This window comes from Cohnella sp. OV330, assembly GCF_900112065.1.
Taxonomy (GTDB): domain Bacteria; phylum Bacillota; class Bacilli; order Paenibacillales; family Paenibacillaceae; genus Cohnella.
On the sequence record NZ_FOKE01000004.1, the window covers coordinates 228,895 to 243,156 of the forward strand.

Annotated in this window: 8 protein-coding genes; all 8 read right to left on the reverse strand. The window is 63.0% G+C overall.

Features of this window, described 5'->3' with window-relative positions:
- Positions 1-102: 102 nt before the first annotated feature.
- Positions 103-1,089 (reverse strand): ABC transporter permease, encoded by a 987-nt coding sequence (locus BM235_RS10935; protein WP_090112682.1) that lies wholly within the window; start codon positions 1,087-1,089, stop codon positions 103-105.
- The gene (locus BM235_RS10940; protein WP_090113541.1) at positions 1,073-2,047 is read right to left on the reverse strand and encodes an ABC transporter ATP-binding protein; all 975 of its coding nucleotides are present in this window, start codon (positions 2,045-2,047) and stop codon (positions 1,073-1,075) included. The genes BM235_RS10935 and BM235_RS10940 overlap by 17 nt, the downstream gene beginning before the upstream one ends.
- Before the next feature lie 87 nt (positions 2,048-2,134).
- Complete coding sequence (locus tag BM235_RS10945; RefSeq protein WP_158543737.1) at positions 2,135-2,959, reverse strand: GDSL-type esterase/lipase family protein; 825 nt, start codon at positions 2,957-2,959, stop codon at positions 2,135-2,137.
- A 187-nt stretch (positions 2,960-3,146) separates the two neighbouring features.
- Entirely contained in the window at positions 3,147-4,946 is a 1,800-nt protein-coding gene (locus tag BM235_RS10950; protein ID WP_090112686.1) for an ABC transporter ATP-binding protein, read from the reverse strand.
- Positions 4,943-6,727 (reverse strand): ABC transporter ATP-binding protein, encoded by a 1,785-nt coding sequence (locus BM235_RS10955; protein WP_090112688.1) that lies wholly within the window; start codon positions 6,725-6,727, stop codon positions 4,943-4,945. Before BM235_RS10955 ends, BM235_RS10950 begins: the two co-directional genes overlap by 4 nt.
- 284 nt (positions 6,728-7,011) lie before the next feature.
- Positions 7,012-10,713 (reverse strand): dynamin family protein, encoded by a 3,702-nt coding sequence (locus BM235_RS10960; RefSeq protein ID WP_090112690.1) that lies wholly within the window; start codon positions 10,711-10,713, stop codon positions 7,012-7,014.
- Complete coding sequence (nth, locus tag BM235_RS10965) at positions 10,710-11,384, reverse strand: endonuclease III (protein ID WP_090112692.1); 675 nt, start codon at positions 11,382-11,384, stop codon at positions 10,710-10,712. The genes BM235_RS10960 and nth overlap by 4 nt, the downstream gene beginning before the upstream one ends.
- A 140-nt stretch (positions 11,385-11,524) precedes the next feature.
- A complete protein-coding gene (locus BM235_RS10970) occupies positions 11,525-14,257 on the reverse strand; it encodes an S-layer homology domain-containing protein (RefSeq protein ID WP_090112694.1) in 2,733 nt (910 codons plus the stop codon).
- Positions 14,258-14,262: the final 5 nt, after the last annotated feature.

The window sequence follows — 14,262 nt, forward strand, 5'->3', positions numbered from 1 at the left end:
AGAAACGGTCATGTATGCTGACGTTTAGAGTGTAACCGGACTCGCGCCAGCTGGCAACGACGATTTTTTCGAGCAGCCGGATATCCGTCGTACGCTCGGCTTCTAAGCCAAAATATCCTGCCTCGTGAACACGGCGAACGACACTGCGATCGCGGCCGCCGCCCATACGGCCAGCACGACCAGAGAAAATCCGAGCGTCATGCCTTCGATCGGCGGCGGCGAGCCCTGCAAGTATACGGACAGGTCGAGATTGACGTTAAACAAATACTTGGCGCTATGCCAGGACGAAGCCATGTTGGCGAGGATCGAGCCGGAGATGACCGCCGCCATCATCGTTACGAGACTCGCCGCCGTGCTGCGGACGAGCACGGATACCATGAAGGCGATGACCGCTACCGTCATCGCGGAAAACCAGACGAGGCCGAGCTGCATGAGCATATAAGCCCCCTGCGTCACCGCATGCACGCCGCTCGTGTCCATATCCGAACCGTTCAACCTGAAGCCGACGAAGACGGGTTCGCGCCAGCCGCCGTAGCCGAAGACGAGGCCCGATACGAGATAGCTGACGGCGGCCGTCGTCACGAGAATCAAGGAGACGTACATCGTGAGCGTAACGAGCTTGGAGGCTAATACGCGCCAACGGCGTACGGGCCGGGTCAACAGCATCTTGATCGTCCCGCCCGCGCGTTCGGAGGAGACGATATCCGAAGCGACGGCCAGCACCATGAGCGGGATGAACAAGCCAACCGCATTTTGCAAAAACGTGTTGGTGAAACGAACCGCGTTCGGCGTGTTCGGATTGACGTCCCGGTCGAGGTAATATTGCAGCTGCTGCACGAGCGCGACCCGCCACTTTTTCCATTCCTCGGGAATCCGGTCGCTCGTAAGCGCGTTATTGTTGTCGGCAATGCGCTGACGCAGCTCCGCCCGCCAGTCCGTGTATTTGCCCTGGCTGCTCTGCGCGATTTTCATCTGCGCATACACGAATACCGGCACGAGCGCGAGCAAGATGAGGACGATGACGGCGAACCGCTTTTTCTTCCATACCTTGACCGTTTCGTTGCGGATCAGCTCAAGATCCCGACGCATCGCGTTCGCCTCCCGTCAGCGTGAGAAATAAAGATTCCAGCGTCGGCACGACGCGCTGCACCGCGAGCACGCCGGCGCCAGCAGCCGCGCAGCGGGCGACGACGCCCGGAATGTCGTCTTGACGCACGCGCGTAGGCACGGCCCCTGGCAGCGCGAGCAGCACCGACTCGTCCAGCAGCGCGCGATCCCGCTCCGCCACGTCGACGCGCGGATCCTCCGCCAGAATCCGGCGTCCGGCCTCGGGATCTTCGAACAGCCACAGCGTGTGCGCCTCCGCCTGGGCGATCATCTCGTTCACGTCGCCCACCGCGATCACCCTTCCGCCGTCGATGATGGCGACGCGGTCGCACAGGAGCTGAATCTCGCTCAGCAGATGGCTGGACACGAACACGCTCATGCCTTCCGCGGCCAGCTCGGCGATAAAGGCGCGCAGCTCCTTGATGCCCTTCGGATCGAGCCCGTTGGTCGGCTCGTCCAGGATGAGCAGCTTAGGCGCGCCGAGAAGCGCCTGCGCGATGCCGAGCCGCTGCCGCATGCCGAGCGAATACGTCTTGACCTTGTCGTGGATGCGCGCGTCGAGCCGCACGATCCGGGCCACCTCTTCGATGCGCGCGTCGCCGATGCCTTCCTGCATGCGCGCGAACAGATCGAGATTTTCCCAGCCCGTCATATAGCCGTACATCTCCGGATTTTCGACGATGCAGCCGACGTGCCGAAGCGCCCGCTCCGGGTGCTTGTTCACGTCCTCTCCGCAAACGAGCACGCGGCCCGACGTCGGCTTGATCAGATCGACGAGCATGCGGATCGTCGTCGTCTTTCCCGACCCGTTGGGTCCCAAGAAGCCGTAAATCTCCCCGGCACGGACGTCGAAAGAAATATCGTCGATGATCTTGCGTCCGCGGATCGTCTTCGACAGACGCTCTACGGAGAGCACGGGCGGCTCATGCCGAGCGAGCATCGCGCCTTCCGTATCGGTCGATTCCGAAGCCTTATCCATGAGGTCCCTTGCCTTCGCGTTCGTCCGCATCCCGCCGCCTCCTACCTATCAATTAAGCGCCTGCGCCACGCGAACCGCAATTCGGGCATAGCCCGCTCCGTTCGGGTGGAAATGGTCCGATGACAAATACCGCGCCGACTGCGCCTGGAACAAATCGACCGTCGGAACGACGACCATGTTGCCGTCGGCTTCGGCGAGCTTCGCCGCAGATCCGTTCCAGTCCGCTAAAATGGACGCGATCGGCGCCCGCAGCGGTGCGAGCTCGTAGAACGGGTTGTACAGGGAGACATAGGCGATCCGAACGTTCGGATTGAGCGAGCGAAGCTTCGCAAATACGGCCTTGAGCTTATCTTCGTTCGCCGGCAGACGCCGCTTCGCCAGCTCGATGTCGATGCCGCCGCCTTCCGCGATCGAACCTCCCGCTTGCTGCGAGGCGCGGAACAAGTCGTTGCCCCCGATCGTGAGCAGGACAAGATCGGCGCCCGCCACCGCGTCCTGCATCGCCTTGCCGTCCAGCAGCTCGTCCAGCCCCGCGGCTTCGAGTCCGCTGACCGCGAGATTGCCGTTCAGCCTGACCGGTTTGCCCAGCGAATCGGAGAGCTGCGCGAGACTGTCTTCCACGTAGCCTTTGCCAGCGACATCGCCGACGCCGCGCGTGAGCGAATCGCCGATCGCGATCGCCTTGATCTCAGGCAGGCTCGTCCATTCGCCGCCCGACTGCGGCGCCGAATGCGTCGGCGAAGGCAGCGCGAGTCCCGGGGAAGGCGCCCAAGCATCCTTCAGCGCCCACCCGAATCCGAACAGCAACAGCGTCGTGCAAAGCAGGCATACCGTTCCCAATATCGGCCAGAGCCGATCCTTTTTTCTTTTCAAGCCTCCGCCTCCTCTCCGTATCGCCATCGCTATCGAAATCTCCGACCTCGGCTTTCCGTTTCCCCCAATGTACCGAATCGGAACCGGTTTTTCAAATCGTGCCGCGGTTCCGTCCCCGATGCCCGTTAGCGCGCATACGCGAAAAGCTCCCGCCCGATAACCGGACGGGAGCGCTGCTTATTCGCCGCTAGGCAGACAAAAACCGATACTGCGCTTCGATCAAGTTGCGATAATGCCCCGGCCTGCGCATGAGCTCTTCGTGGTTGCCCCGATCGACGATGACGCCGTGATCGAGCACGAGTATAAGGTCCGCATGGCGGATCGTAGAGAGCCGGTGAGCGACGATAAACGAGGTGCGGTGCTCGAGCAGCGTCCCGAGCGCCTCCTGGATGCGGACCTCGGTCTCGGTGTCGATGCTGGCGGTCGCTTCGTCCATGATCAGGATGCGCGGGTCGGCCAGCAGCGCCCGGGCGAAGGACAGCAGCTGGCGCTGCCCCATCGACAGCGCGGTTCCGCGCTCCTGCACCTGCGTGTCGTAGCCGTCAGGCAGCTTGACGATGAAGTCGTGCGCGCGTACGGACCGCGCGGCCGCTTCGACCTCGGCGTTGGTAGCGTCCGGCCGGCCGTAACGGATATTGTCGCGGATCGAACCGGAGAAGATGAACGTGTCCTGCATGACGATGCCGATCTGTCGGCGCAAGCTGTCCAGCGTGGCGTCGCGGACGTCCGTGCCGTCGATGAGGACGCTACCTGCGGTGACGTCGTAGAAGCGGCAGAGCAGGTTCACGATCGTGCTCTTGCCCGAGCCGGTGTGCCCGACGAGCGCGACCGTCATGCCAGGCTTGATGTCGAAGCTGACGTCCTTCAGCGCGAGGCGGTCCGGATCGTAGCCGAAGACGACATGGTCGAACTGAACGCGTCCGCGGACGTCGGGCAGCGGCTTCGCGTCCTCCTTTTCGGCGACGATCGGCTTCTCGTCCATGTACTCGAAGATCCGCTCCGCCGAAGACATCGAGATGAGCAGCTGGGAGTACATCTGGCCGAGGCGGTTGATCGGCTCCCAGAAGTTGCTGACGTAAGTAATGAACGCGACGAGCACCCCGACGGTCAATTCGTCCTGCTGAATCAGGTGCGTGCCGTACAGCAGCAGGATCAGCGTCCCGATCGCGGAGGTGACCTCGATTACCGGCCCGAACAGCTGATTGAGCGCGGACGCGGTATTCCAGGAGCGAATGCTGCTGCCGTTCAGTTTTTCGAAAAATTGCTGGTTTTCCTTTTCCTGCGCGAACGCCTGCGTCACCCGCATGCCCTGGATCGCTTCGTTCAGATGCGAGTTGATCCGGGATTGCTTGATGCGCACGGTCTGCCATGCCATCCGCGTGCGCTTGCGAAGCGAGGAGGAGATGAAGATGAGCAGCGGAACGGTGATCATGACCGCAATCGCCAGCTTCGGCTGCAGCACGAGCAGGATGACGACGATGCCCGCGAGCTGGGCGATATCGATCGCCGAGTTCACGACGCCGTTGGAGAGCAGGTCCTGCAGCGCGTTGACGTCGTTCGTGATCCGCACAAGGACGGAGCCCGCCGGCCGCTTGTCGAAAAAGCGAAACGACAGCGTCTGAACGTGCTTGAACAGCGCCGAGCGAAGGTCGTAAATGACTTTTTGCCCGATATCGTTCGTATGCCGGATCGTATAGTTTTGCGCCCACCAGCGGAGGCCGTACATGGCGACCATCACGCCGAACACGATCGACAGGTATCCCATGCTGCCGTTGCCGCCGTCCGGATCGATGACCTTGTCGATCGCGAGACTGATTAAGTAAGGGATCGCGAGCCGCGTCAACATGCCGAACACCATCATGACGAAAACGACCCGCGTCACCGCGCCCTTATACGGCTTCAAATAATCGAACAGCCGGGCCATCTGCTTCCAGTTAAACGATTTTTCGATCAGGACGTCGTCCTGGTATTGAAACTGCCTGCTCATCCGCTCACCCTCCTGCCGCCTGCGGCATCCTCGCCGAGTTCGTCCGGCCGGTCGGCGTACTGCGTGCGGTACGTCTCCCGGTACAGTCCCGGCAGCCGCACCAGCTCCTCGTGCCTGCCGCGCTGTACGACATGCCCTTTATCCAAAACGAGAATCTCGTCGGCGTGGCGGAGCGAGGAAATACGGTGGGCGATAATGAAAACCGTCCGTCCCTCCATCACCTGCCGCAGCGCCAGCTGGATGCGGTGCTCCGTCTCCATGTCCAGCGCGCTCGTAGAATCGTCGAGGATCAGCACTTGCGGACGGATCAGGAACGCGCGGGCAAGCGCGATCCGCTGCTTCTGTCCGCCGGACAAGCCCATGCCGCGCTCCCCGACGATCGTATCGTAGCCGTCCGGGAGCTCCATGATGAAGCCGTGCGCGTCGGCCAGCTTCGCGGCTTGCTCGATCTGCTCCAGCGTCGCTTCGGCGCAGCCGTAGCTGATATTTTCCCGGATCGTCGTCGAGAACAGGAAAGATTCCTGGAACACGATCGCGGTCCGGCTGCGCAGCTCGTTCAAATCGAGCTGGCGGATATCGGCGCCGTCCAGCGTGATCGCCCCGCTCGTCACGTCGTAGGCGCGCAGCAGCAGCTGCACGACGGTGGATTTGCCCGAGCCCGTGCCGCCGAGCAGGCCGATGACCGAGCCGGGTCCTGCCGTCAAGTCGAAGCCCGTCAGCGCGGACGGCTGGTGCTCGTGGTTCGGATAACGGAAGTTCACGTCGCGATAACGAATGAGCCCCGAACCGTTCGGCTTCGGCTGAACAGGATGCGCCGGCGGCTGCACGTCGACGTGCCGGTTCAGCAGCTCGAGCAGCCGCTCTCCCGAGGCTTTGGACATCGTATAGTTGTTGATCTGGAAGCCGAGCGTCCACAGCGGCGCGACGATCATGCCCAGCATGCCGTTCAGAGCGACGAGATCGCCGAGCGTCATGTCTTGGTGGATGACGCGCCAGCCGCCGACGAGCAGCAGAAGGGCGATGCTGAAGCTGGCAACGAATTCGATGATCGGGAAATAGGTCGCCCATACAGCGGCGATCGATAAATTGTTTTCTTTGTACTGGCTGTTGCCTTCGTCGAACTTTCCGTACTCATGCTCCGCGCTGTCGTAAGATTTGACGGTTCTTACGCCCATGATGTTTTCCTGGACGCTGATCGTCAGCTTGCTGATCGCGATCCGGATCGCGCGGAAAATCGGATGGATCTGCAGTTCGAAGCGGATGGCGAAATAGCCGATAACCGGGATGATCGCAAGCGTCATAAGCCCCATCGTCCAGTCGACGTAGAACATCATGCCGAAGCCGAACAGCACCAGAAACAGCGTGTTGAGCAGCTGGGCGAAGCCGAACCCGATGAAGTTGCGGATGCCTTCGATGTCGGCGGTCAGCCGCGACATCAGGTCTCCTGTCCTTGCTTGGTCGTAAAACGAAAACGAAAGTTTCTGAAGCTTGTCGTAGCTGGCGTTGCGCATGCGGTAGGCGAGCCTGTTGCCGAGCCGTCCCCCGCAAAAGCCGTGCACGTACTGAAATGCGGCTTTGACGACAATCAGCGCGACCGCGAGCAGCGCGAGCGCCATGATGCCGTCGAAATTCTTCGGCCTGATGACATCGTCGATCAACGCCTTGAGGAGCAGCGGATACACGAGACCGATCGCCGTGGCGACGGCGAGTCCGAGTACCGAGCCCGTCAAAAAACCTTTGTCCGGCCAGAAAAATTGCTTGAGGCCTTTGAAAATATCCAAGCGACAGTCCTCCCCTGTGAGCATCCCCACGGAAGTGTAACAGGATTGTCACAACCGTTCAAACGCCGTATGCCCGAAGGAGAAACGCTGAGTACGTGCGAGAGCGATTAAGCATGGCAATGAGACCGATATCTCTTAAATCATCCTTTTTAAGCCCTTACATCCCGGTATGCGGCAGTAAAACAAGGGAATCGGGAGCAAAAGCAAGCAAAGGCCCCTCCCGCATCGCGTGACGATGCGAGAAGGGCCGATATGAGTAGAAACTAAGCGGGTAAAAAATCGCCTTAAACGCCCGATTTTAATTGTTGCCATTCGCTTTGCAGACGTCTCAGCGCGTCTTCCAAGCCCGGCGTCTCGAGCGCGCGCCTGACGCCGTCGGCGTAAGCGGCCAGCTCCGACGATAGCCGGACCGCGACCGCTCGAAGCTCGCCTTCGAACGCGGCGGCAAGCCGGTCGGCCCAGGCTTCCCGAATGCCGGCGAGCCAGGCGTCCGCCGCCTGGAACAACGCGGCCTCGGCCTCGTTCTTGAGCGCCCCGCTGCCCTCGCGCTCGAAGAAGTGCTTCGGACTGCGGAACGCCTGCCAGAGCTTGCGGCCGTCCCAATCCGGGCCCGATCCGAACGGCTCGGAAACCGGCAAGCCGAGCGCCGGCGCCGCGGGCGGCTCCGTCTCGAAGCCGCCGAGTCCCGCCCGGGCGATCCCGTCCTCGACCTGCCGGCCGAGAAGCCGGCCGAGCGCGGTCTCCATGCGAAGACCCGCGGAACGCAGCTCCTGCTGCAGATCCTCGCCTACGCCGCGCTTTAGGTCCAGCCAGCACGAGACGATGAGCTTGCGCAGATCGCGGCCGTCGTCTTGCAGCACGGACGGGTGGAACGCCGTCATGAAGTGCTCGCCGAAGCGGTACTGCACTCTGCGGCGCATATGGTACAGCTGCTCGCCCAGCTCCTCCACGAGCGGCTGGATGGCCGCCTCCGGCGGTCCGGCCGACCAAGCTTCCCGGAGCGACTCGGCGGCCCCCAGCATCGCTGCGGCGGACGCCTGGCGGCTTGCCGCATCCTCGCTCGCGGAACCGAGCAGGCCGTCGATGCGGGCGCCGATCCGATCCAGCTGCTTGCGCGCGGACGCCAGCGCCAGGCTGCCCAGCTCTTCGTCGGCGAATCGGCGGAAGGCGGCCTCGAAGTCCGCGAGCCCCGAACTCCGGCGGCCTGCCGCGTCGCCGGCCAGCTTGGCTTCGAGGCCGAGCAAGCTGGAGACGGGATAGATGCGGGGCTGCCGAATGCCGTGCTTCAGAAGCTGCGACTCGACATGCGCGGCGACGCCTGCCAGCTCCTCGGCCGAGGAGGCGAGGTCCGCGGCGTTCAGCACGAAAAACATCTTGTCGAGCTCGAAGGCGTCCTTGACGCTTCCGAGCTGGTGCAGGAAGCTTCGGTCCGCTTCGGTGAAGGCGTGGTTGTAATACGTGACGAACAGGACGGCATCCGCGTTTTTAATGTACTCGAAGGCGACGCCGGTATGGCGGGCGTTGATCGAGTCCGCTCCGGGCGTATCGACCAGCACCGCGCCGCTGCGCGTTAACGGCGAGTCGACGTGGAGGTCGGCCGAGGCGACGAAGCAGGACGCTTCCTCGTCTGCCACGTAACGGCGGTAATCCGCTCCCTCCGCCGTAAACGATGTCCCGAGCAGCGGTCCGTAACGCTCCCAGCCGCGGGCGGCCGCGCGCAAAAACGCCAGGTGCGGCCGACCGCGCGGATGAATGTCGTCCGGAGACATGCGCGCCGCCAGGGCAAACAGCTCGGCCGGGCCTGCCGCGGCCTCGATGTCGCGTTCGCGAACGCCCAGGCGCGCCAGCGAATGCGCCAGGTCGCTTCGCATGTCGTCCGCTTCCTTCATATAGATGCGGGCCGTGCCGTGAGGCGCGTCCTCCGCCGGAGCGACGATCCGGTTGATCGTCGCCGTCGTCGGATTGGGCGATACGGGCAGCGCCGGCTGTCCGACGAGCGCGTTGGCGAAGGACGACTTGCCGGCGCTGAAGGCGCCGAACAGCGCGATCGTGAAGCGGCTGTCGCGCAGCTGCGCCGCCTTGGCGGACAGCGCCTCGCGCTGCCGCGCGAGCTCGGGGAACGGCGATAGCATCGCTGCGCCGCGCTCAAGGACTTCCGCGGCCCCTGCGAAAGCGCCGTAAGAGGCGTTCTCGCCGGCCTCTGCCGCTTCTTCTGCCGCTGCTTCGCCGCCCGCGATCGACAAATTGACGACCGGCGCGGCGTCCGCCGGCACGGGCTGCGACGTTGTCTTCGCCGCAAGAGGCCGCGGTGCCGGCAGCTTCAGCCCGGCAATATCGGTCACGCCCGCCATCGGCAGCATCTCGACCAACTTGCGCTCCGCCTCGTTCGCCTCCGCGTCGAGCGCCCGCAGACGGTCGGCGGCGGCTTGCCTATCGCTCAGCTCGCCCAGCGAGCTTGCGAGCGCGGCGGCCGCCGCCTCGCGCTCAGGCTGCCGGCTCGCGACGATCTCCTCGAATCGCTCGAGCGCCGTTTTCCGCACTTTTCTTTTCCAATCCGCGCTCAGCTCGGACGCGTACTGAAGCGTCGCATCGCCGCCGGCGCCCGCTCCGGGCTTGACGAGCGACGCGATCCAGTCGGCGTCCGGCGCCGGGAAGGCCGCCTCCAGCGACGATTCCCAAGCCGCGTCGCCGCTGCCGGCATTGCGGGCCTCGCGGCGCAGCATCGCCCGGACGTGAACGTGCAGGTTCGCTTCCGCCTGCGCTGCGAAGTCCTGCGCGAGTTCGGCGAGCCTGCGCTCCCGCTCCGCTTCGGTCTTGGCGCCGCTGCCGAGCCAGCCTACCTTGAAGCCCGTCTGCCGGCTCTCCAATACGGCACGCGCTTTTTCTCGCGTCTCCGCCGGCGTGAGTCCGGTGTTCCCCAACAGCTGGTCGAGCTCGCGCTTCAAGCCGTCCAACTGTCGTTCGCCCGCCGTCCGCGCCGACTCAAGCTCTGCGGCTAGCGCTGCGCGCCGTTCGGCGAGCTCGGCAAGACCGCTCTCTCCGCCCGCCTGCGCGAGCAGCGTCTCCCGCCGCTCCGCTTGCCGCTGCAGGAGCCCTTCCTTGAACTCGCCGGCCAAATGCCGCGCCGAGCGGTCCGCGCTGTGGAGCAGCAGCTTCTCTTTTTCGCCCTTCAGCGCCTCGATGACGTTCAGCAGCTCGCTCATCTGCGAGAGCGGGTGATCGGGCTTCCGCATCGACAGGAACAGCAAGCCCGCCAGATCGATGCGCCACGCCTCGAGCGCGCTTGCGAGTCCATCGCGGAACGCTTCGAAGCGCACTTCGCTCTCGCGATGCTTGTCGATCTGGTTCACGATCAAGTACGTCGGCTTTCCCCATTGATGCAGCATGCGAAGAAATCGGAAGTTCACGTCGGACAATACGTGGTTGTAGTCCGTCACGTAAAAGACGACGTCGGCCAGATGCAGCGCGGACTCCGTCGCGGCGCGGTGCGCGCCGTCCGTGGAGTCGACCCCAGGCGTATCGACGAGCGCGAGGGAATCTCCGAGCAGCGGGATCGGGTAACGGACTTCGATCGACGACACGCCCTCTCCGTCCACGGCCAGATCGCCAAGACGTTCGACGGACACGCCCGGTATTTCCTTGACCGAGCCGTCTTTGCCGACGAACTCGACTTTGACCGCCGGCTCGCCGTTCGCGATCGTGACGACGTTCGCGCTCGTCGGGATCGGCGACGACGGCAGCAGTTGCGCGCCGCACAGCGCGTTCACGAGCGTCGACTTGCCTGCGGAAAAGTGTCCGCAGAACGCCAGCGTGGCGATGTCCAGCGACAGCTTGCCCGCGAGCTCCTCCAGCTTGCCGCCCGCTACGGCGTCTCCGGCATCGACCGCGGCTTTGGACATGCGTCGCAGCGCATCGCTATAAGTGGTCAAGCTGCCTTTCGCCGCGACGGGCCTTTCCGTCACGGTTTCCATTTTCCCCGCCGTCATGATACTGCTCCTCCTCGCTTGCGAACCGGTGCCTGCTTCATTCTTCGCTTACCCTCCGGACAAACGTCCAGCAGCGGGCAAATCTCGCATTTCGGACTCTGCGCCTTGCAATGGTAGCGCCCGAAGAAGATGAGCCGGTGATGCGTCAGCGTCCATTCCTCCCGCGGCACGAGCTTCATCAGCTTTTTCTCCACCTCGAGCACGGAGTCGTCCGGCTTCGCGACGGCGAGCCGCTTGGACACCCGCTCGACATGCGTATCGACCGCGATGGCGGGTACGTCGAAGGCGTTGGACATGACCACGTTGGCGGTTTTGCGTCCGACGCCCGGCAGCTCGGTCAGCCCTTCATGACTGGCAGGCACTTCGCCTTCGTACTTGTCGATCAAGATTCGGCTCAGCTTCTGAATGTTGGCTGCCTTGTTGCGGAACAGGCCGATGCGCCGAATGTCGTTTTCCAGCTCCTCGAGCGGAACGTCCAAGTAATCCTGCGGCTTATTATATTTCTCGAACAGCGTCGCCGTGACGCGATTCACCGTCTCGTCCGTGCATTGCGCCGACAGCAGCACGGCGATCGTCAGCTCGAACGGATTGCGGTGGTTCAGCTCGCAGTGCGCGTCCGGGAACATTTTGGCGATCTCGTCCAAAATATATCGCATCTTCGTTTTATTCATTGCTTGCTTCCATCTCCCATGCCTTGTTTCCCTTTAAAGCATTAACTTTCAGTGTAGCGGAAGTTCGGCGTTTCGACAAGAAAAACGGCCCCGCCGTTAAGCGGAGCCGTCATTCAACTTCCATTTTCGCATGTCATCGCTTATGGCTTCACGATCTCGATCGCCTTGCCGCGCAGGACGTAAACGTTGATCGGATCGCCGAAGTTCAGGCTATCGGTCGCGATCAGCGTATCGCCCTGGTGGATGTAAACTTGCGGGGACAGCGCGACCGAGTAGTTGTCGTCGCTCAGCGATTCTTTCTGATAATAAAACGTGTTCGACGTCTTGTCCGTGCGCCAGTACGTCTTGCTGACCGGCGTCACGACGTTCAATATCGTGCGATCGTTTTCGTCCTTGCGCAGCTCGACGCGGTCGTCCAGCTGGATCGCCGACAGCGAATTGGACGAGACGCCGTTGCGCACGACGAGCGGCGTCGTTCCAACGGTTTGCTTGACCGCGGCGCCGGCGCCGGTGCGAAGGTCGATCGTGCCTGCGGACGTATCGATCGCGACGACGCGTCCGAACGTCGACGGCACGATCTTGGCCAGCGTCGGCGTCGCGCCCTGCAGCGTCACGTTAAGCAGCGTCCCGGCGGCAAAGCCGGACAGCTGCGCCGCGTTGCCGCTCGCGTCCTGAAGCGCGAAGCCGGTGCCCACCGTCCATTCGGCGACCGAGCCGTCGGAAGCCTTGGCCTTCAGCTTGGCGGCGGCCGCGTCGACGGATACGACTTCGAACTGAACGGTCTTCACGACCAATAGTCCGACCGCATAGTTCTGCCCGCCGTCGAGCAGCGCGACGATCCTGTCGCCCGCCTTGATATCCGCGTAGGTGCGGTTCGTCTGTCCGTAAATCTCGACGGTCGGCGAAGTATAAGGAATCGTAACGGTCGAGTTGTTGTCCAGCAAGAGCTGAAGCGTCTTCGTCGTCGTGTTGTTCGACGACACCGTTCCCTTGTATTGGGCGACGAACGAAATGGACACGATGTTGGTGCCCGAATAGCCGATATCGACCTTGCGGCCTTTATAGAGCATGCTCGTGCCCGCGTCCGCGGTAATCGTCGTGCCGTTCAGATCGTAGCGAACGCCGGAGCCGAGCGTGAAGGTCTTTGGACTTCCAGTCGAGTCCTTGATCACATTGCCGGCATTATCTTGAAGAATGAGTAACTTCAAGTCGTTCAGATAAGTATTTACAACAAGTCCGTTCTGGACCTGAACGCTCCTCCCCGTCGCCTCGACCGCGGTGACCTTGCCTTCCGCGTTCAGCGTCAGCGTGACCGCGTCGCCCGGATACAGATCCGCCAGCGTCGCGCCGTTCAGTCCCGAGATTTTGACAGCGACGCCGGCAACATATTCCTTGCCGATGATGTCGCTCGCGCCGGCGACCCTGTACTGGATCGTCTGCGCGGACGTATCGATCTTGAACAGCGTGCCCGTCGCGCTCGCCGCGACGGCGCTCTTCGTGACCGTCACCGTCGTATAGAGTCCGCCTTTGATCTCGTAGGCGACCGTATCGCCGACCTTGATGTCGCCGATGGCCGCCGGCACGCCGCTGACCGTGCGCAGCACCGCGTTGGCGGCGAGCGTCCGCGTATCCGCGATCGATGTGGCGTCGTCCTTGATCTGGAGCTTGCGGCCCGCCGCGTCGACGCTAAGCACCGTGCCGGTGCCGGACCTTACGACGGCCGATTGGCCGGTCTTGACCGCGATGACTTTGCCGGATTGCGTATACGTATCGATCGTGAGCGTGAGATCCGCGTTTTCCGGCAGATCGGCAAGCGCGACCTTGTTGTTCTCGGCGTCCGTCACGGAAGGAAGCCGGGCCGGATCGTACGAATACGACTGCACGTCTTCGCCGCTAAGCAGCGTGATTGCGGACTTCGACGCGCTGACGACGACGAGCTTGCCCTGCACGGTTTTGACCAGCGGGGTATCGCTCGCTTGCTCGACGTACGCCGCGGAGCCGTCGGCTGCCGCGATGACGTTCACCGTGCCGTAAACCTTAAGCGCGTCCTGCGCGGTCAACGCTTCGCTGTCGAGACGCGAATACAGCGTGCCCGTGCCGACGGCGTAAGCCGTCGCCGTACCGTTTGCTTGCAGCACGGTGACCGCATTGGCGTCGGCGCCGAGCAGCATGCCTGTCGTTTGCTTCGAATAAGCGAGCTGCTTCGCGGCTTCCGCGCGGCTGAACAGCGTAGCCGCCGTCGCCCGGGTCACGACGCCCTTGGGCGCGAACGTATTGCCGCTAAGTCCTTTCACGAGATCCAGATCGACGGCGGCTTTGACGTAGCCGACCAGATCCTTGTCGATCGAGACGTTGTCGGCGAAGGAAGTCGTGCCGGCGGCAGCCGTCTTGCCGATCGTGCGGACGAGCAGCCGCGCGATCCATTCGCGCGTCGCGGGCGCTTCGCCCCAATTGACCTTGGAATCGGCTTCGGCGAGCGCGAACTCTTCGGTTCGGTTAAGCAGTCCTTCCTTCAGCGCGTAACTAACGTAAAGGTTGGCGTAGGAGCTGACGTTAAACGTGCTCGGGAACGCGGCTACGCCGGAATCCAGCGCCTTCTGTTCGAGGCCGAGGAAGCGAATCGCGATGATGACCGCATCCTGTCTCTTGACGCTGTCGTTCGGCGCGAACAGATTCGCGCCCTTGCCCGCGATCAGGCCTTGAAGCGCCAGCTTGGCGATATGCTTTTCTGCCCAGTGGCCGGCCACGACGTCGGTGAAAGGCGTTTTAGAGGCCGCGGAAGCGGTCGGTGCCGGACCGACGGCTGCGGCGCCGGACCAAAGCATTGCCAGCAGGAGAATGGATAATAGCCAATTACGTGGTTTGAGCGACATCGTGT